This is a genomic window from Hydrogenophaga sp. GW456-12-10-14-TSB4 (assembly GCF_059424305.1).
This window is the reverse complement of the sequence record NZ_JBWKZH010000001.1, coordinates 105,612-125,233: the sequence shown is the minus strand read 5'-3', so window position 1 is coordinate 125,233 and position 19,622 is coordinate 105,612. Positions and strand designations below refer to the sequence as shown.

The window sequence follows — 19,622 nt, the reverse complement described above, 5'->3', positions numbered from 1 at the left end:
GTTCTGAATGGACGCATTTCCATGACCAGCCCGCAAGCCGCCGTCTACGTAGTCGGCGTCGGCATGACGCCGACCGGCAAGTTTATTGACCGCGATATCAAGCAACTGACCGCCGCTGCTGTGAATGCCGCGCTGGCCGATGCCGGACTGTCCATCAGCGACATCCAGTCGGCATACTTTTCTAACGCAACCCAGGGCGCGCTCGAAGGCCAGACCATGATCCGTGGCCAGATTGTGTTGCGTTCGATGGGCTTCGAGTCCATCCCGATCTTCAACATTGAGAACGCCTGCGCCAGTGCCAGCTCGGCTTTCAACCTGGCGGTGCAGTACGTGCGCTCGGGGGCAGGCGAGATCGCGCTGGCCATTGGTGCCGAGAAAATGTTTTGCGCCGACAAAGCCAAAATGTTCAGCGTCTTCGACGGCGCCTGGGACGTGGCCACGGTCGAGGAGAACAAACGCAGGCTGCTGCAAATGGGGCACGGTATTGAGCCGCCGGAAGGGTCCATGTCCAAGGCGCCCTACAGCCTGTTCATGGACATTTACGCCGCCTTTGGTCGCTTTCACATGCGCGAGTTCGGCACCACGCAGCGACAAATTGCCGCCGTGTCGGCCAAGAATCATGGCCATTCGGTGCACAACCCGCTGGCGCAATACCGCAATGCATACACCATTGACGAGGTACTGGCCGCGCCCCCCATCGCCTACCCATTGACGCTGCCGATGTGCGCACCCATCAGCGACGGGGCTGCCGCAGTCGTCGTGTGTTCCGAAGCAGCACTGGCGCGCCTGGCAAAGCGTGGGCGCGCCATCAAGGTGTTGGCATCGGTCATTGCCACCGGCAGCACCCGCCGCCCTGAAGACCTGGATCAACACATCACCGTCAAGGCTGCCAAACAAGCCTACGAACTCGCAGGCGTTGGCCCGCAAGACATTTCGCTGGCCGAGGTCCACGATGCCACCGCCATCGGCGAAATCGTGCAGAGTGAAAACCTTGGCTTCTGTGCGTTCGGCGAAGGCGGGCCGCTCGCCGAGCGCGGCGACACCACGATTGGCGGACGCATCCCGATCAACACCTCGGGCGGACTGGAGTCCAAGGGGCACCCGATCGGCGCCACCGGGCTGGGTCAGTTGCACGAACTGGTCGTGCAGTTGCGCGGCGAAGCGGGGGCCCGCCAGGTGCAAGGGGCCCGCCTTGCCATTGCAGAAAACGGTGGGGGCCTGTTCGGAATTGAAGAAGCCGTGGCCGCCATCACCATTCTCGGTCGCTGAAGGGCAAAAATGATTGTTCACGACAAGGTGGCCATCATCACAGGTGGTGCTTCAGGCCTGGGACGCGCGGTGGCTGATGCGCTCGCCGAAGGCGGCGCGCGGTTGTCATTGTTCGACCGCGACAGCGAGCGTGGTGTACAGGCAGCCAACGAACTGGGTTCTGCCGCCATGTTCGAGCAGGTGGATGTCACCAGTGAGTCACAGGTGCAGGCGGGCATCGACGCAACCCTGGCCCGTTTTGGCGCCATTCACATTTGCATCAACTGCGCTGGCGTGCCCGACGCAGCCAAGACCTTGTCCGATGGAAAACCCTTTCCCCTGGCACTGTGGGACAAGGTGATTGCCGTCAACCTGACCGGCACGTTCAACGTGCTGCGCCTGGCAGCCGTGGCGATGGCGTGCAATGAGCCTGAGGGTGATGAGCGCGGCGTCATCATCAACCTGTCGTCCGGTGCCGCACAGGACGGCCAGATGGGACAGGCGGCCTACGCCGCCAGCAAGGCCGGGGTGATCGGCCTCACGCTGCCGGTGGCACGGGACCTGGCCGATCTGGGCATCCGCTGCGTAGCGGTTGCGCCGGGCTTGTTCGAAACGCCGATGGTCGCGGGCCTGCCAAAGAAGGTCGCACTGGCCATCGTTGACCGCATGATTCTGTTCCCGCGCCGCATGGGTCAAGCCAGCGAGCTGGCCCACCTGGTGCGCTCCATCGTCGAGAACCCCTATATCAATGCGACCTGTTTGCACATTGATGCCGGTGCACGCATGAGCACTCGCTGAACGAGACCGACAACACACCGAGACCAGCACCATGAATTTCCTCCCCACCGAAGAACAGCGCATGGCCGTGGAAGGCTTCACTCGCTTCCTGGAGACCGAACTGCGTCCGATTGTCGAACGCTACCAGCCCGACAAGCTAATTGAAAAAGAGGTGATGCTGGAGATCTTCCAGAAGATGCTGCCCTACGGCATGGGCGGCAACGGCATCATTGCCGAGGAACATGGTGGTCTGGGCATGCCCTGGCTCACCTATGCACTGATGTATGAGCAACTCGCTCGCATCTCCGGCGACGTGGCAATCTCGCTGTTGATTCAGCAGCTCGGCGCCTATTCGCTGGAGGTCTGCACGAACGTGGCCATGCGTGAGAAATATTTGCCACGCATGGTACGCGCCGAAATCATTGCCTGCAGCGGCATCAGCGAGCCCGGGGTCGGCTCCAACGTGGCTGAAGTCACCTGCCGTGCCCAGCGCGATGGCGACCACTACATTGTCACCGGGGAGAAAACCTGGATATCCAACGGCCACTACTCCGACTTTTGCATGGTCATCGTGCGTACCTCACAAGAAGGTTCTGGCGCCATCTCGATGATCTTGGTGGACCGCGCCGAACACGGCTACGAAAGCCGCAACATCGACAAGCTCGGGCTCAACAGCACCTCGACCGCTCAGCTGTTCTTCGATGGCGCGCGCGTGCCGGCCGCCAACATGATGATAGCCCCCGGCACCGGCCTGAAGAACACCATGGTGCTGTTCGAGAAAGCGCGTCCTATGGTCGGTCTTACCTCGGTGGGCATCGCACAGGCGGCGCTCGACAAGGCGGTGGCCTATTCGAAGGAACGCCGCCAGCATGGCAAGCCCATCGGCGGCCATCAATTGATCCAGGGCATGCTTGCCGAAGCCGCGACCGAACTCGACGCCGCGCGTCTGCTGGTCTACCGCGCCTTCAACCTGATCGACCACGGCGTGCGCAGCGAGGTGCAAAGCGCCATGGCCAAATGGTACGCGACCGAGATGGCGGTCAATGTCACGTCGAAAGCAGTGCAGATTCACGGCGGCAACGGCATAACCAAAGACTTCGGCGTTGAATTGTTGTTCAGAAACGCACGCATGATGCCGATTCCCGACGGCACCACCGAAATCCAGAAACTCATCATTGGCCGCGCCCTGACCGGCATCAACGCCTTCTCCTAACCCATGACCTCTAACTCCTCGATTAGCCCATCCAGCGAGGCTTCGGTGCTGCAGGCGCGGGACATCACCTTGCGCTTTGGCGGTGTCACCGCGCTGGCCGAGGTCGCCATCGATGTGCGTGACAACGAGCTGCTGGCCATCATTGGGCCCAACGGCGCGGGCAAGAGCTCTTTGATGAACGTGCTCAGCGGCTTCTACCTGCCGCAACAAGGCAGCGTTCACTACCGTGGTCAAGACATCAAAGGCCGCGCGGTGCACCAGATCGCGCGCGAAGGCGTGGTGCGCACTTTTCAGGGCACCCATTTGTTCTCCAACATGAGCGTGATCGACAACATCCTGGTCGGCCGCTACAGCAAGATGCGATCAAATCTGGCGCAGGCATTTCTCTACTTTCCCTGGACCCAGCGTGAAGAAACGCTGCACCGGGAAGCAGTCGAGGAAATCATCGACTTCCTTGAAATTGAGAATATCCGCCACCAGCCGGTAGGCGCGCTCGGCTACGGTCTTCGCAAGCGCGTTGACCTGGGCCGTGCGTTGGCGATGGAACCCAAGGTTCTGTTAATGGATGAACCCATGGCCGGCATGAACACCGAAGAAAAAGAAGATCTGGCCCGTTTCATCATAGACGTGCGCGAGGCCAAGCGCATCCCGGTTGTGCTAGTGGAGCACGACATGGGGGTGGTCATGGATCTGGCAGACCGCGTGGCGGTGCTCGACTTTGGCCGCAAGATCGCCGACGGCACGCCTGCACAAGTGCAGGCCGACCCGGCCGTGATCCAGGCCTACTTGGGAGCAGCGGCATGAGTGCGACCGACCCCGCCCCAGAAGTCGTCATGACCCTGCCGCAGAAGTTGTTCGCCCACGCCCGGGAACATCCACAGTTGCTGGCGCAGCGCGTCAAGCGCAAAGGTATGTGGCGCTGCCATACATGGGCCGACGTATTTGATCGAACGCGCAGCATTGCGCTTGGCGCGGCGGCGCAGGGCCTGCAGCGTGGCGAAACCGCGATTGTGATCGGCGAGAACGAACCAGAGCACTACTGGGCGCTGTTTGCGGCCCAGTCACTGGGCGTCAAAATCGTATCGGTCTACCCTGACGCCACCGTCGACGAGTTGCACTACCTGTGCGAGGATTCAAAGGCCCGCTTCATCTTCGCGCAGGATCAGGAGCAGGTTGACAAGGCGCTTGCGCTGCTGGAGCGGCTGCCCGACATCCGGGGCATCGCCTACTGGGACAACTCGGGCATGTGGTCGTACCGGCATACGCTGCTGCAATCCTTTGATGACCTGACCGCTGAAGGTCGGCGCCAGCACGAGAGGCACCCGCAGCGCTTCGAACGTGAAGTCAACGCCGGCCAAGCGGACGATTTGGCACTACTGACCTACACCTCCGGCACCACCAGCAAGCCCAAGGGCGTGATGATCAGCCACCGCTGGCTGATGGACAACGCGGTTCGGATGAGGAGCGCGTTGCCGCTGGAAGCCGGCATGGAATATTTGTCTTACACGCCGCTGGCCTGGATCACCGAGCAGTTGCTGGGCGTGACCCTCGGGCTGATCACGCCGCTGGTGGTCAACTTCCCGGAAGGCCCCGACCAGGTCTTGCCCAACGTGCGCGAACTTGCGCCGCACATCGTGCTGTTTGGCCCGCGCCAATGGGAGAACATCGCCGCCACCATCGAGGCGCGCATGCTCGCCGCGAGTTGGATGGCACGCGGCATCTACCGCTGGGGCATCCGCATCGGCCATGACGTGCATGTGGCGCGACTCGAAGGGCGCGCGGCACCGTGGCTGTCGCGCCTGCTGCTGCCTGTGGCCGAGGCGCTGGCCCTGCGCCCGGTGCGCGATCAGTTCGGCTTTATTCGCAGCGATGTCGCGGTTTCAGGCGGCACCGCCATGGCACCCGACGTGTTTCGCTTATTTCACGCCATGGGCGTCCACTTGCGCAATATTTATGGCTGCTCGGAGTTTGGTCTGATTGCTGGCCACCGCGGCGAGCGCTGCGACCTCGAAACCGTGGGCCCGCTACTGGATGTGGACCCTGCCTTCGGCGCGCCGCTGGAATCGCGCATTGAGGACAATGGCGAACTGTTGCTGCGCGGAGGTACCGGCTTTCTCGGCTACTGGGGCAAGCCCGAGAAGACCGCCACCATCCAGCGCGACGGCTGGTACGTCAGCGGTGACGCAGTGCGCAAGACCGAGCGCGGAGAACTTGTCTACCTCGACCGGGTGGAACACTTGGTCAAACTCGCCAGCGGTCACCCGTATCCCCCGCAGTTCATCGAGACCCGGTTGCGCTTTTCGCCCTTTATCAAGGACGTGATGGTGCTGGGCGACGCCACCCGGCCCTGGGTTGGCGCGCTGATCAACATCGACATGGCTGTGACCAGCCGCTGGGCCGAGGAGCGGCGCATCGCATTCTCCACCTTCACCGACCTATCGCAGCGGCCCGAGGTGCGGCAACTGGTGCAGGGCGAAATCCGCCGCATCAACAAACTGCTGCCCGAAGGCTCGCGGGTGGTGCGTTTTGCCAATTTTCCGAAGGAGCTTGATCCCGACGAAGGCGAACTGACGCGCACGCGCAAGCTGCGTCGAGAGTTTCTCGAGGTGCGCTACGGGGCGCTGATTGACGGACTGTATGCAGGTGCCGCCGACATTGCCTGCGAAATAGCCGTGACCTACCAGGACGGCCGCCAGGGCGTGTTGCGCGCAACCGTGGTGGCCACCGACATCGACCAGACACACACACCATGATCATCGAATTCATCAACTACACCATCAACGGCGCGCTGCTTGGCCTGCTGTATTCGCTGGTGGCCATGGGCTTTGTCGTCATCTACCGCGCCAGCAAGGTCTTCAATATGGCAATTGGCGAGATGATCGTGCTGGGCGCCTTTCTGCTGTGGTGGGCCATCCAGTCGCGCGGCATGCATCCGGTGCTGGGCATCGCTGTTGCACTGTGCATTTCGGTGCTGATCGGGCTAGTGATTGAACGCCTGCTGTTCAGGCGCCTGATTGGCGAGTCGGTGTTCTCTATGATCATGGTCACCATCGGGCTACTGATCCTGATGCGTGGACTGGTGCTGGCGATCTGGGGTCCGCAGGAGCGTCAGTTCCCCGCCATCTTTCCCCTCACGCCAATCATCTTGGGCGAGATGATCATCCCGCGCTCGCTCGCCATTGGTGGCCTCATCGCGGTGCTGGCGGCCGTGGCGCTGCACTGGTTCTTCAACCGCAGTCGCAGCGGGCTGGCGATGTCGGCGGTGGCCGAAGACCACCAGATCGCTCTGGCCATGGGCATCAGCGTGCGCCGCTCCATCGCCTTCGCTTGGGCGCTTGGCGGCGTTCTGTCGGTCATCACTTCGATGGTCTACCTGAGCGGCAAGTCGCTGACCTTCCTGTCCTCTGAAATCGGCTTCGCCGCCCTGCCGGTGGCCCTGCTGGCCGGGCTCGAGTCCATCGGCGGTCTGCTGCTGGCGGGCATTATCGTCGGGGTCGTGCAGGGACTGACCGCCGCCTACATCGACCCGCTGATCGGCGGCAATGCCGCCGCCGTCGTCCCCTATATCTTCATGCTGGTGGTGCTGGTGGTTCGTCCGACCGGCATGTTCGGCTGGAAACGCATTGAAAGAGTCTGACCCATGGATCCCTCCGGCATTTTTTCCACCAGTTATGCGCGCGACCGCGCGCTGATCCGTACGCGCGCCCAATGGGTCACCCTGGGACTGTTCATCGCAATTCTCCTGTTCCTCCCCTGGTTCGCCTCGGCGCGTCTGGTAGCCGTAGCCAACCTGATGCTGGTCACGTCCATCGTGGTGGTCGGGCTGCAGATCACCACCGGCTACGCCGGGCAAATCAACCTGGGCCAGGCCGCCTTCATGGGCGTCGGCGCCTACGCCGCCAGCGTGGTCGAGGTCAAGGCCGGGCTGCCGTTCTGGGTGGCGGTGCCGGTGGCGGGCCTGGTAGCGGCGCTGGCCGGCTGGTTGTTTGGCATGACGGCGGCGCGCATCAAGGGCTTTTACCTCGCGCTGACCACCATCGCGGCCCAGTTCATCTTTCACTTCATTGTGCTGAATCTGCCTTCAGCCTGGCTCGGCGGCGTGAATGGCTTCAGCCTGGAGCCGGCGCGGATGGGCACATTTTTGTTCAACACCGACCGCTCGCTGTACTACCTGTTTCTTGTCGTCACCATGGTGATGGTCATCGGCGCTTTCGGTATCCTGCGCAGCCGCCACGGGCGCGCCTTTGTCGCCGTGCGCGACGACGATGTGGCCGCCGGCATGATGGGCGTTGACGTGGCCGGCGCCAAGTCGCGCGCCTTCGTGCTCGGCGCTTTTTACGCTGGCATCGGTGGTGCCCTGTGGGCCTACCAGGTGCGCTTCGTCTCGGTCGATCAGTTCACGCTGTTCAACTCGATCTGGTTCATTGCCATGATGATCGTCGGCGGGCTCGGCTCGATCGTCGGGGCACTGATAGGCACCGTGCTCATCCGTGGTGTGCAGGAAACCATCACCAGCCTCGGGCCCGACCTGGTCGAGCGCATCCCCAGCCTGAGCAGCGACCTGATCTTCGCCAGCATGAATGTGTTTCTCGGCCTCATCATCACGCTGTTCCTGCTGCTTGAACCGAAAGGCCTGATGCACCGCTGGAACATCCTGAAAACCAACTACCGGCTCTGGCCGTTTCACCACTGAGCCCGCCCGGCACAGCGAGTCGCAATCCCCCGCCCCTTTTCCTCACCACCACCACAATTGGAGACAAGCATGCAACGCAATACCTTTCTCAAACTCACGGCCGCCCTGGCCTCTGGTCTGCTGCTGAATGCGCCCGCCCATGCGCAATCGACGACGATCAACGTGGCCGCCTTTGCCGACTTCGCCGGCCCCTACGCCAACGTCATGTCCCAGATGCAGGGCGGGCGACTCGCAGTGATCGAGTGGTGGAACAAGGAAGTCGGCAGCAAACTCAACGTGCAGATCGTCGTCAAAACCTTCGACACCCGCTACGACGTGGCGCAAACCGCCAGCCTGTGGCCCGGCATCAAGGCCGAAGTCAAACCCGCGATCCTGCTCGGCCTCGGTGGCCCGGATGCCGCCGCGTTGCAGCAGCGCTTGCCGGAAGACAAGATTCCCATGGTCATGGCCACCGCCACCTACGGCTTCGGCTGGAAACCCAACCAATGGGCCCTGAACCTGCGCCCCACCTACGCCCACGAGGCGGGCGGATTCCTGGAATGGTTCCGCACCACCAAACTCGATGGCAAGCGCCCTGTCAAGGTGGCGATCATCACCTCCGAAGCCACCCCCGCTTATGCCGACATGGCCAAGGGCCTGCAAAGCTACACCAAGGCCAACCCGGACAAAGCCACCTTCGTCGAGGCGATCTGGACCGAAGTGCAACCGGCCGACCTGACCCTGGCGGTGCGTCGCCTGGTCAATGCTGGCACCGATGTGATCGTGATCCAGACCAACACCGCCCAGGCCGTGGCCACCAAACGTGCGCTGCAGGCGCTGGGCAAAAACGTCCCGATCATGCTCTCGCTGCACAACGGCGTGGTGGGATCATCTAAGGCACTGGGCGACCCGAATGGCTTTGCCGGTGATTTCGAAGTGGGCGCCATCGCCGATGCCAGCGAAGACGACACGACCGCACGCAAGTTCTACAGCATGTTGCAGGAAAAGCATGGCCTGAAATCGGGCTGGAATGCCATGACCATCATGGGCCTGGGCCAAAGCGTCGTGGCAGTGCGCGCGATTGAGGCCACCATCAAGGCCAAGGGTGCCGGCAAAGTCACTGGCGAAGCGGTGCGCGAGACCTTGATGAACAGCCAGTTCACCAGCAACGACCTGATGGGCATACTGCCAGGCGTGGACTTCAGCAACGACACCCCCTTTCCCACCGGCACCGCCAAGGTCAACATCGCGACCATGAAGGACGGCAAGGTCGTTCGGGCTGCAGCCGATGTGAACGTGCCAGTGGTGCCTAAATGGTGAATTCAGCCATTGCTGCAGCACCGGATCAACGGACCACGCCCCATGCGGCTGCCGATCCGGCGGTGCTGACTCTATCCAACGTTGAGGTGTTGTATGCCGAGGTGATCCTGGCGCTCAAGGGCGTGTCGATGAAGGTCCCCGAAGGCGGGTGCGTGGCGCTGCTGGGCGCCAACGGCGCAGGTAAGAGCACCACCCTGAAAGCCATCTCCGGCGTCATTGACTCGGAAGATGGCCGCGTCTCGGGCGGGTCGATCACCTTCGACGGCCGACCGATTCAGGGGCACGATCCGGCGACCGTGGTGCGCGGTGGTCTGGTTCATGTGATGGAAGGGCGGCGCGTGCTGCAGCACATGACGGTCGAGCAAAACCTCATCATCGGCGGCCACATGTTTCCATCGGCGCAGGCGATGCGCCAGGCGATGGACAGCGTGTACGAAGCGATTCCGCGCCTGGCCGAACTGCGAAAACGCACGGCCGGCTATCTGTCGGGCGGCGAGCAGCAGATGCTGGTGATCGGGCGCGCAATCATGGCCGAGCCCAAACTCATGCTGATCGACGAGCCGTCACTCGGGCTGGCGCCGCGCATGGTCGAGGAAGTCTTCAGCGTGCTGCGCCACCTGCGTGAGCAGGGGCTGTCGCTGCTCATCGTCGAGCAAAACACACGCGTCGCCCTGGAGATCGCCGACTATGGTTATGTCATGGAGAGCGGTCGCATCGTGCTGGAGGGGCAGGCCCAGGAACTCCGCGACAACGAGGATGTGCGCGAGTTTTATCTCGGCCTGGACCGCGAGGGGGTGCGCAAGAGCTTTCGCGAGGTAAAGCACTACAAGCGACGCAAGCGCTGGTTGGGGTAGCAGTCGGTTGGCTGGTGGTTTTAGTTCGGTTTGAGGAGCAACAACAAATGAGTGGTCCCTTGCAAGGTTTGAAAGTGATCGAGTTCGGCGGCATTGGCCCCGGACCGTTCTGCGCAATGTTGCTGTCCGACATGGGCGCCGACGTGATCCGCCTGGATCGCAAGGCCGACAAGGGAAAAGACCGCGGAGATGGCACCTTCCTTGCCAGTGGGCGGCGCAGCGTGTTGCACCGCGGTCGCCGTTCGGTGGCGGTCGACCTGAAGTCGCCCGCAGACGTGCAGCGGGTGCTGGCACTTGTCGACGGGGCCGACGCGATCATTGAAGGTTTTCGCCCGGGCGTGATGGAGCGGCTGGGTTTGGGCCCAGACGTGCTGCTGGCACGCCACCCACGACTCGTCTACGGGCGCATGACCGGCTGGGGCCAGGACGGCCCGCTCGCGCAGGCCGCCGGTCATGACATCAACTACATCGCGCTGTCGGGCGCGCTCAGCATGATTGGCCGCTCGGACGGCGGGCCAGTAGCGCCGCCGGCGATGGTCGGCGACCTGGGCGGCGGCGGCATGATGCTTGCCTTTGGCATCGTTTGCGCTTTGCTTGAAGCGCGCACCTCTGGCCGTGGTCAGGTGGTCGATGCTGCGATCACCGACGGCGCGGCGCTGCTGACCTCCATCGTCTGCGACCTCAAAGCGCTGGGAATGTGGAAGAATGAACGGCAGGCCAATCTGTTGGATGGCGGATCGCATTTCTACGACACCTATGAGTGCGCTGACGGGAAATGGATCTCGATCGCATCACTGGAACCCCAATTCTATGTGTTGCTGCTGGAGAAGCTAGGCATCAACGATCCCGAGTTTCAACGGCAACGCGATCCGGCCGTCTGGCCGACGCTCAAACGCCAGATCGCCGACATCTTCCGCATCCAGCCGAGAGCGCACTGGTGTGCGTTGCTGGAAGGGACCGACGTGTGCTTTGCACCGGTGCTGACTCTGGAAGAGGCTGCACATCATCCACACAACAGTGCGCGCGGCACTTTCTTTGAGCGAGACGGCGTGCTCCAACCTTCACCGGCACCGAGGTTCAGCCGGACGGTGACTGATCGCCCAAGCCCCGCGCCGTTCATTGGCGAACACGACGACGAACTCTTGTAGTCGAAGAATGGTGGGGGCTGGGGAAAATGGACCACAGGCATTCGACGCAGTTTCAGCCCGACCAAATCGAACGCATCAACCGCGAGCTGAAAATCCTTCCGCCGCCCGATGATCATTTGCATTGAGCCGCAGTGCTTTGCCGGGCGGTCTCCGCCGAGCACCGATCAGACCGCTTTGACCAGTGACTTGGTGTAGATGCGGTAGGTGCCGATGCAAACAGGATTCCTGTGCCGACCGCACGCATGAAATCCACAGTGAGCGTGACCGTTACCGACGACTGGATGAGCTGGCCGCTGCCCGGGATCGGCCGGTCGATCAGGGTTCTGCCCCCGACCGCATCGAGCAAGGTCAGGGGCACGCCGCCGTGGAGCACGCCGTGGGGGTTGAGGTGGTCGCGCCGGATCGGCAGCCGGAAATACAGGCCGCGCTCGTTGTGCAGGATGTCGTACCCGACGAGCTGCTGAAAAGGCCCGTGGGAGTACGTTGCCGACGGAAGAGGAGGCTGCGAGGTCACTCTTGATCGACCTTGAAGTAGTCGGGCTTTCCGGCTGGCCAGAACTCGCCCCACAGCAGCATCCCGCCTTCGACGTTGAGCACCTCGCCGGTGATGAACTTGCCCGAGGGTGCGGCGAGGTAGACCACCGCCTCCGCGATGTCCTGCACGTCGCCGGCCCGTTTCATCGGATTGCACGAGTAGAAAGTGGAAACGTTTTCCTCGCGGTAGTTGTTGAAACCGTTGCTCTCGATGGCGCCGGCGCCAATGCAGTTCAGGCGGATGCCGTGCTCTGCCCACTCGATGGCCAGCGTGCGGGACAGCGCAATGACGCCCGCGCGCGAGGCGGTGGTGTGCGCCATGCCCGTGAGGCCGCGGTCGATGGCGGCGGTGATGTTGACGATGTTGCCGGGCCGGCCTTGCTCCACCCAGCGCCTGGCCGCGCCCTGCATCATGTACCAGCTGCCATTGAGGTTGGTGTCGATCACCGCGTTCCAGCCCTTGACGTTGAAGTCCATCGCATGGGCGGCAAACTGGCCGCCAGCGTTGTTGACCAGCACGTCGACGCCGCCCAAACGTTCCCACACGGCACTGAGCATGGCGTCCACCTGCTCGGGGTCGCGGATGGTCATCGGGTAGGTGATTACCTCACGGCCCGACAGCGCGCGCAGTTTTTCGGCGCAGTCCTCGAGTTTGTCGGCCTTGCGCCCGCAGATGGCGAGCGTGGCACCCAGCCGCGCGAACAGGAAGGCAATCGCCTTGCCGATGCCACTGCCGGCGCCCGACACCAGCACCACTTTGCCGGCGAAAAGGTCGTCGCGATAGACCGTCGGGAGTGCGGCCAGGGCCTCGTCGCCCGGGCCGAACTTGGGGTGTTGCGAGTCAGCCGAATTCATGTGTTCACCTTGAAGTAATCGGGTTTGGCGATGGTCCAGACTTCGCCCCAGAGCACGCCGCCGCCATCCACCGTGAGCAGTTCGCCGGTGACGAACTTGCCGCTGGGCGCGCTGAGGTAGACCGCGGCCTCGGCCACGTCCTGCACGTCACCGACATGTTTCATCGGGTTGGCTCCGGCGAAGGCCTTCACCGCCTCGGGGGAGTACTGACGAAAGCCGGTGCTGGCGATCGCTCCAGGCGCTATGCAATTGACGCGGATGCCATGCTGCGCCCACTCCACTGCAACAGTTTTAGACAGGTGAGTCACCGCGGCGCGCGCAGCGCAGGTGTGCGCCACGCCCGGCATGCCCCGCTGGAAGGTGGCGACGATGTTGACGATGTTGCCCCGCGTGCCGGTGCCCTGCCAGCGGCGCGCCATCGCATGCATCATGTACCAGGTTCCGTTCAGGTTGGTGTCGATCACCGCCTTCCAGCCCTTGACGCTGTAGTCCAGCGCCCGCTGCGGGAATTGCCCGCCGGCGTTGTTGACGAGCACGTCGATGCGTCCGAAGTGCAGCCAGGCCACGTCGATCAACTGTTCCACCTGCTCGGGATCACGGATCGTCATAGGGTGCACCAGCACATCAGGGCTGCCGAGCCGGCGCAGCCATTCGGCGCAGCTCTCTAGCTTGGCTGGGTCGCGCCCGCAGATGACCAGCTTGGCGCCCAGGCGCGCGTACAGGAAGGCGATGGCTTTGCCGATGCCGCTGCCGGCGCCGCTGACCATCACCACCTGGCCTTCGAAGAGTCCGCTCTGGTAGACGGTGGGGCGGGTTGCGAGGGCTTCATCGTCGAAGCCGAAGGTGGTGTCTTCTGTCATGTTGTCCCTTCAGAATCGGAAAATTCCGTAGTGCGGGTCGGCGATCGGGGCGTGTGCGGCGGCTGAGAGTGCCATGCCCAGTGCGTTGCGGGTGTCAGTGGGCGCCAGCAGACCGTCGTCCCACAAGCGCGAGGTGGCAAAGTAGGCGTTGGATTCGCGTTCGGCCTTTTCGTACACGCGCTGGCGCAATTGCGCCATCTCGGCCTCATCGGGCGTGTGGCCCTTGCGGCGCAACTGGGCGATTTTCACGTCGGCGAGGGTGTTGGCGGCCTGATCGGGGCCCATCACCCCCATGTGCACGTTCGGCCAGGCCCAGATCATCCGTGGATCCCACGCCCGTCCGCACATGCCGTAATAGCCCGCACCGAAAGCTGCGCTGGTGATGACGGTGAACTTGGGCACCTCGCTGCCAGCCTGCGCCATCAACATCTTGGCGCCGTCCTTGGTGATGCCTTCCATTTCGTAGTTGCGGCCGATCATGTAGCCGGTGGTGTTTTGAAGAAACACGAGCGGTGTACGGTTCTGATTGCACAGCGAGATGAAGTGCGCCGCTTTCTTGGAACTGTCGCTGAACAACACGCCGTTGTTGGCGAGGATGCCCACGCGGTACCCCCAGATGTAGGCGTAGCCGCAGATCAGCGTGGTGCCATAAGCGGGTTGGTATTCGTGGAAGCGGCTGCCGTCGACGATGCGGGCAATGAGTTCGCGCTGGTCAAACTGCACCCGGTGGTCGGGCGAGACGATGCCCAGCATTTCGTCGGGGTCGTAGTAGGGTGGCTCGGCATCGCGTTCTGGCAGGTAGCTTTTCGTCGCGGGCTTGAACTGCGCAACGATCTCGCGGCAAATCGCGATGGCGTGGGCCTCATTGTCAGCCGGGTAGTCGACCGTGCCGGATACCTGGGTGTGTAAATCACAGCCTCCGATCTCGTCGGCGGTGTGCTCCTCACCGGTGGCGGCCTTCACGAGCGGTGGCCCGCCGAGGAACACGCCGCCGGTGCCACGCACGATGATGCTGTAATCGCACAGCGCCGGGATGTAGGCACCGCCGGCGGTGCAGTTGCCGAACACCATCGCGACCTGCGGCACGCCGGCCTTGGACAGCAGGCATTGGTTGCGGAACACCCGGCCACCCTCGATGTACACGCCTGACAGTTCTTCAAGGAAGGCGCCGCCGCTGTCGCACAAATGCAGGACCGGCAACTGGTTCTCCAGCGCGATGTCCAGCAGTCGTGCCAGCTTGCGTGGCGTGAGCGTGTACCAGACACCGCCCTTGACGCTGGAATCGTCGGCGTGGATCAGCACCTCGCGGCCACTGACCACGCCCAGGCCAGTGACCACGTTGGCACCCGGGACCTCGCCGTTGTAGTCCTCGCAGGCAGCCAGCGCCGAGAACTCAAGAAAGGGCGTACCGGGATCTAGTAGCAGGTCCAGCCGTTCACGTACCAGTAATTTGCCCTGCGCGCGCACGCGCTTGATCTCATGCGGCGGACGTTGGTGGCGCGTGATTTCCATGCGCTCGCGAAAATTCGCGACGATGGCGCTCATGGCTTGATGGTTTCGCCGGAACGCTTCGGATGCGGTGTCGATGCGGGAGTCGATGCGTTTCATCAATCGGTTCTCAGGGGTCTTGCAGCGTCACGAGGGTGGACTTGAGAGCGAAGGTGTTGCCAACGGCAAAGTACACAGTCTTGACCCGGGCGTCGCGCGGTGCCGTCAGCGTGGTTTCCAGCTTCATGCTTTCGATCACGATGAGCGGTTGGCCCGTGTGCACGGCTTCGCCGGCTGCCACATGAACCGCGATCACCGTGCCGGGCATTGGCGCCTGCAGCAAGTCGGAAGCGGCACCGGCCCGGTCGCCGCCGGAGGCTGCGCTGAGATCGATCACCTCGACTTCAAGGGCACCGGTGGCCGCACTGTGCACGAATCGACTGTCGCCTTGCGCGGCGATCCAGACGGCTTGCGGGCGCTGATCCACGGTGACCCGCCAACGGCCATCAGGCAGCGTCTTCCCCTGCATCTCGAATTTGCGTTCGCCATGGCTGACGTGGAACACGCCATTCGCTCCACGTGTTACCACGAGGTCATGGACCTTGCCATTGATGACATAGCGGCGGCGCATCGTCAATTCCTCCAGGGTCCCATGGCGGCGTGCATCGCGGGAATGGAGTGAACGGCGCGCAACAGTTCGCGGTCGGCGAGCACCGCCGATGCCAGTACCAGGTCGATGTCATCGGGGGTGAGAGACTCGCGCAGCTCGTCGGCGCAGCGTGCCAGCATGCCGGTGTCGGCCTGCCCAGCACGGAACTCGGCATGGCGCAGTACCCGCGTGAGGTAGCGTGCGTTGGTGGTCAGACCCAACAGCACCGATTGCTCAAGCGCCAGGATGGAGCGTTCGATAGCCTGTGCACGCGTGTTTCCATGGCAAATAATTTTGGCGATCATGGGGTCAAATGCGGCAGTTACCGCCTGTCCTTCGCGCACGCCGGCATCAACCCGCACGCCGGAACCAGAGGGTGGTCGCCAGCACAGGATGTCACCGGTGGAGGGGCGAAAATCATGCTCGGCGTCTTCGGCGTAAAGCCTGCATTCGATGGCGTGACCAAGCTGCACGATGTCCGCCTGGGTGTAGCCGAGCGGCTCACCCTGGGCGACGCGTACCTGTTCGCGAACGAGGTCAAAGCCCGTCACCATTTCGGTGACCGGGTGTTCGACCTGCAGACGCGTGTTCATCTCAAGAAAGTAAAACTCGCCACCGGCGCCGTAGATGAACTCCACGGTGCCGGCGCCGCGATAGTTGGCGGCGCGGGCAATGCCGGCTGCGGCTTCGCAAATATCGTGGCGCTGCACCGGTGAAAGGGCCGGGGAGGGGGTTTCTTCAATGATTTTCTGGAAGCGTCGCTGCACTGAACATTCACGCTCCCAGAAATGCACCAACTGGCCATGCGCGTCGCCCATCACCTGCACCTCGATGTGCCGCGGGCGCTCCACATAGCGCTCGACAAACAGCCGACCGTCGCCAAAATAGCGCTCACCTTCGCGCCGTGCGGTCTCGATCTCGCGATCCAACACGGCGAGGTCACGCACGATGCGCATGCCCTTGCCGCCACCGCCGGCTGAAGGCTTGATCAGCAGCGGCGCGCCGAGCGCCCTGGCGCGCTCGACGAAGCTGGCCGGGTCATCGTCCTCGATGGCGCTCGGTGCCACCGGAAAGCCGCGTTGGGCGACGAAGCTGCGCGCGCGCACCTTGTCGCCCATCAGTTCGATGCTGTCCGGACGCGGGCCAATGAAGACGATGCCAGCAGCTTCCAGCGCACGCGCAAACGCCGCGTTTTCAGACAGGAAGCCGTAACCGGGATGCAGCGCCTGTGCCCCAATGCGCCGACACGCTTCAACCAACTGCGCGATATCGAGGTAGGCCGCCACGGGCGTCAAGCCGTGCAATTCGACCGACTCGTCAGCCTCCAGCACGGCCGGGCTATCGGCGTCCACCGCGTGGTGGGCCACCACGGTGGCGAGCCCCATGCCCTTGAGTGTGTGCAGGATCCGCAGCGCGATCTCGCCACGGTTGGCGATCAGAACTTTTTGAAACACGGGCGGAACCAGTTGTACGGCGGGTGACGAACGGCGTCTGGTGTCAATCGAGCACGGGGATGGGTTCGGACACGCGCTCGAAGCGGGAGTTTTTGGCGTCCGAGCGCAACACGAGCACGCTGCTCGGCGAGTGCCGGTCATTGGGGCCGAAACTGATGGGAGAAGCCAGCCCATCGGTGCTGAAGTTCTTGGTTGTCTCCAGCTTCTCGACGACACAGGCGCGGGTCAGCGCCTTGCCACAGCGGCGGATCGCGTCTTCCATTAGCAGCGCACCGACGTAGGCTGTGATCGAATAGCGGTTGAGCGACTTCAACTCGTCGGCTGACAGATATTTCTGTGCCAACCCCATGAACTTGGCCATGCCTGGCACCGACAGGTCGGTCAGAGGCGGGACATAGTCTGCGACGAAGTAGCCGTCGCCCGCGGCACCGGCGAGCGCCTGAACAGGGGTCAGGTGGGCCGAATGCACGGCAAGGAAGGTCAGCGACATCTGGTTTTTAGCGGATTCCTTCATCAGCATCGAATGCTCGGCTACCACGCCGCCCGACGCGAGAAAGGTCGCTCCCACCTGCTTCAGACTCAGCATCTCAGCCGAGAAGTCCTTGGTGCCACGCTTGAAGGAGATCTCGGACACGCTGTTAAGCCCCAGATCCTTGATCGCCTTCTGGTAGCCGCAACGCACGTCGCTGCCAAACTCGTCATCCTGATAGACCAGCGCAAACTTCTCCTTTTGCAACTTCTTGCTAGCGACCATGTTTTTCATGGCGGAGCTCAACTCCTGACAATAGGTTGGCCCGATCACAAATACCGTTTTGTTCGGTGGGGTGAAGTGCGCTGCTGCCACGGCCATCGCGTTGATAGTTGGCAAGCCTTGCTCGTTGATGTAGGGCAGCATGGCTTGCAGCATCGCTGAGCCCGAGGTGCCGATGAGGCCGAAGATGCCTTCCACGTCGACCAGTCGCTTGACGCCTTGCACAGCACGCTGAGGCACATAGCCGTCATCTTCCTGGCGAATTTCCACCTTGCGGCCGTTGATGCCACCACGGGCGTTGACATCCTGCTCCCATACCCGCAAGGCAAGCATGTGGGCCTTGCCCAGCAGGCTAGGGGGGCCGCTGACGGGCGTCACCGAGCCGAGGACGATTTTGGCGTCGGTCACACCGGGGTCGGCAGCAGCGGCGGTCGTGGCCGTCAGGCTGATAACCATGCTGAGCAGACTGGTGGCGGCATATCGAAAGTATTTGCGTGTCATGAAAAGGCACTCCTGGTTGAGTAATGGGGGAGGGGCTGGTGGCACGTCGTCTTGATTACTTGGAACTCAGAAATTCAGAGGCTCGCTCGAATTTCCCGGCGCTGGCATTCGCCTTGAGCAAAATGGGGCGGGTCCCCGACTGTCGAATATTGGGCCCGAAGGTCAATGGGGCCATGATGCCGTCGCTGGTGAAATTTTTGGTCTGCTCGAGCTTTTCGACCACGCAGGCACGTGTGAGGTTTTTGGCACATGCGTTGAGCGCTGATTCGAGCAACTGGACACCTACATAGGCGGTCAATGAATACCGGTTCATGTCCTTGACCTCATTGGCTGAAAAATATTTGTAGGTCAGTGCGGTGAGTTTGCCAATGCCCTGTGTTTGTATGTCGGTCACTGGAGGCACATACTCGGCGACGTACACGCCGTCTGCTGCCGGGCCGGCCAGGGCCAGTACCGCAGGCAGATGCGAAGGGTGAGCGGCCAGGCGCACGGCTTGCATCTGGTTCTTCGCGATCTCTTTGAGCATGGCGGCGGTTTCGGTGATGATGCCGCCGGTCAGCACGAAGGTGGCGCCGGCGCGCTGCACGCTCAACACCTCGGCGGAAAAATCCTTCGCCCCGCGTTTGTAGGCAACTTCGATGCTGCTTTTCAAGCCGAGCTCTTTCAGGGCCTGTTCGTAGCCGCATTTGACGTCGGTGCCGTAATCGTCTTCCTGGAAGATCAGGCCGAACTTCGATCCCTGCAGCTTCTGGGATGTGACCAGATGCTTCATGCTGGCAGAGACCTCCTGGCAGTAAGTTGCCCCGATATTGAACAGCGTCTTGTGCGGTGGGTTGAAGTGGGCGCTGTTGACGGCGATATGGTTGATGGCGGGAATTTTCTGCTCGTCGATGATGGGCAGCATGGCCAGCAACTGCGACGAGCCGGAGGTGCCGATCAATGCAAAGATCTGTTCGACATCAATCAGTTTTTTCAGACCCTGGACAGCGCGCTGCGGCACATAGCCGTCGTCCTCAATGCGAATGTCGACTTTGCGTCCGCCGATGCCGCCGCGCGAATTGACGTCCTGCTCCCAAACTTTCAGGGTCGTGGCAATGGCCTTGCCAATGATGCTGGGCGGGCCGCTCAGCGGGATGACCGCGCCAAGCACGAGTTTCTCGTTCGTGACCCCGGGATCTGCCGCCAGTGCGCTGCCGAAGGTCAGTGCGGCGAGGGCGCCGAGGCAAAAGCGCTGGGTCAGCTTCTGTAGTGTTCGCATCGCAGGTCTCCTATGGAATAAGCAGCGCGTGTGCTGCGGG

Annotated in this window: 18 protein-coding genes; 10 read left to right on the top strand and 8 right to left on the bottom strand. The window is 62.6% G+C overall.

Going from position 1 to position 19,622, the window contains the following annotated elements:
- Positions 1-21: 21 nt before the first annotated feature.
- The 10 genes from AC07ZS_RS00630 (at position 22) to AC07ZS_RS00585 (ending at position 11,232) form a co-directional block, all read left to right on the top strand.
- A complete protein-coding gene (locus AC07ZS_RS00630; RefSeq protein WP_056278322.1) occupies positions 22-1,269 on the top strand; it encodes a thiolase family protein in 1,248 nt (415 codons plus the stop codon).
- A 9-nt stretch (positions 1,270-1,278) separates the two neighbouring features.
- Positions 1,279-2,046, top strand: coding sequence for an SDR family NAD(P)-dependent oxidoreductase (locus AC07ZS_RS00625; RefSeq protein WP_492437691.1), 768 nt, complete (start codon positions 1,279-1,281; stop codon positions 2,044-2,046).
- 31 nt (positions 2,047-2,077) lie between these two features.
- Entirely contained in the window at positions 2,078-3,238 is a 1,161-nt protein-coding gene (locus AC07ZS_RS00620) for an acyl-CoA dehydrogenase family protein (RefSeq protein ID WP_056278316.1), read from the top strand.
- 3 nt (positions 3,239-3,241) lie between these two features.
- Entirely contained in the window at positions 3,242-4,042 is an 801-nt protein-coding gene (locus AC07ZS_RS00615) for an ABC transporter ATP-binding protein (RefSeq protein WP_056278313.1), read from the top strand.
- Positions 4,039-5,991: an AMP-dependent synthetase/ligase gene (locus AC07ZS_RS00610; RefSeq protein ID WP_056278310.1), complete on the top strand. Its 1,953-nt coding sequence runs from the start codon at positions 4,039-4,041 to the stop codon at positions 5,989-5,991. The genes AC07ZS_RS00615 and AC07ZS_RS00610 overlap by 4 nt, the downstream gene beginning before the upstream one ends.
- Positions 5,988-6,875, top strand: coding sequence for a branched-chain amino acid ABC transporter permease (locus AC07ZS_RS00605; RefSeq protein ID WP_172823112.1), 888 nt, complete (start codon positions 5,988-5,990; stop codon positions 6,873-6,875). Before AC07ZS_RS00610 ends, AC07ZS_RS00605 begins: the two co-directional genes overlap by 4 nt.
- 3 nt (positions 6,876-6,878) lie before the next feature.
- Positions 6,879-7,931 (top strand): branched-chain amino acid ABC transporter permease, encoded by a 1,053-nt coding sequence (locus tag AC07ZS_RS00600; RefSeq protein ID WP_056278306.1) that lies wholly within the window; start codon positions 6,879-6,881, stop codon positions 7,929-7,931.
- Between the two features lie 69 nt (positions 7,932-8,000).
- Positions 8,001-9,230, top strand: coding sequence for an ABC transporter substrate-binding protein (locus tag AC07ZS_RS00595; protein ID WP_056278303.1), 1,230 nt, complete (start codon positions 8,001-8,003; stop codon positions 9,228-9,230).
- Positions 9,224-10,084 carry an ABC transporter ATP-binding protein gene (locus AC07ZS_RS00590; protein WP_086124714.1) on the top strand — a complete coding sequence of 287 codons (861 nt, stop codon included), beginning with the start codon at positions 9,224-9,226 and terminating at the stop codon, positions 10,082-10,084. The genes AC07ZS_RS00595 and AC07ZS_RS00590 overlap by 7 nt, the downstream gene beginning before the upstream one ends.
- Before the next feature lie 47 nt (positions 10,085-10,131).
- Positions 10,132-11,232, top strand: a complete 1,101-nt coding sequence (locus AC07ZS_RS00585) for a CaiB/BaiF CoA transferase family protein (RefSeq protein WP_056278300.1) — start codon at positions 10,132-10,134, stop codon at positions 11,230-11,232.
- A 112-nt stretch (positions 11,233-11,344) separates the two neighbouring features.
- Here the strand turns inward: AC07ZS_RS00585 and AC07ZS_RS00580 are convergent, their stop codons facing one another.
- From AC07ZS_RS00580 to AC07ZS_RS00545, 8 genes are read right to left on the bottom strand one after another with little or no spacing between them, the layout of a single operon-like run.
- Entirely contained in the window at positions 11,345-11,746 is a 402-nt protein-coding gene (locus AC07ZS_RS00580) for a PaaI family thioesterase (protein WP_494796808.1), read from the bottom strand.
- A complete protein-coding gene (locus tag AC07ZS_RS00575; RefSeq protein WP_056278294.1) occupies positions 11,743-12,621 on the bottom strand; it encodes an SDR family oxidoreductase in 879 nt (292 codons plus the stop codon). The genes AC07ZS_RS00580 and AC07ZS_RS00575 overlap by 4 nt, the downstream gene beginning before the upstream one ends.
- Positions 12,618-13,481: an SDR family oxidoreductase gene (locus tag AC07ZS_RS00570; RefSeq protein ID WP_008905438.1), complete on the bottom strand. Its 864-nt coding sequence runs from the start codon at positions 13,479-13,481 to the stop codon at positions 12,618-12,620. The genes AC07ZS_RS00575 and AC07ZS_RS00570 overlap by 4 nt, the downstream gene beginning before the upstream one ends.
- Before the next feature lie 9 nt (positions 13,482-13,490).
- Positions 13,491-15,089 carry an acyl-CoA carboxylase subunit beta gene (locus tag AC07ZS_RS00565; protein ID WP_297393909.1) on the bottom strand — a complete coding sequence of 533 codons (1,599 nt, stop codon included), beginning with the start codon at positions 15,087-15,089 and terminating at the stop codon, positions 13,491-13,493.
- A gap of 10 nt (positions 15,090-15,099) precedes the next feature.
- Positions 15,100-15,600 (bottom strand): biotin/lipoyl-containing protein, encoded by a 501-nt coding sequence (locus tag AC07ZS_RS00560; RefSeq protein WP_492437698.1) that lies wholly within the window; start codon positions 15,598-15,600, stop codon positions 15,100-15,102.
- Positions 15,601-15,602: 2 nt separating this feature from the next.
- On the bottom strand, positions 15,603-17,072 hold the full coding sequence (locus AC07ZS_RS00555; RefSeq protein ID WP_086124712.1) for an acetyl-CoA carboxylase biotin carboxylase subunit: 1,470 nt from the start codon (positions 17,070-17,072) through the stop codon (positions 15,603-15,605).
- Positions 17,073-17,115: 43 nt separating this feature from the next.
- Positions 17,116-18,324, bottom strand: a complete 1,209-nt coding sequence (locus AC07ZS_RS00550; protein ID WP_056278283.1) for an ABC transporter substrate-binding protein — start codon at positions 18,322-18,324, stop codon at positions 17,116-17,118.
- 55 nt (positions 18,325-18,379) lie between these two features.
- On the bottom strand, positions 18,380-19,582 hold the full coding sequence (locus AC07ZS_RS00545) for an ABC transporter substrate-binding protein (protein ID WP_069047296.1): 1,203 nt from the start codon (positions 19,580-19,582) through the stop codon (positions 18,380-18,382).
- Positions 19,583-19,622: the final 40 nt, after the last annotated feature.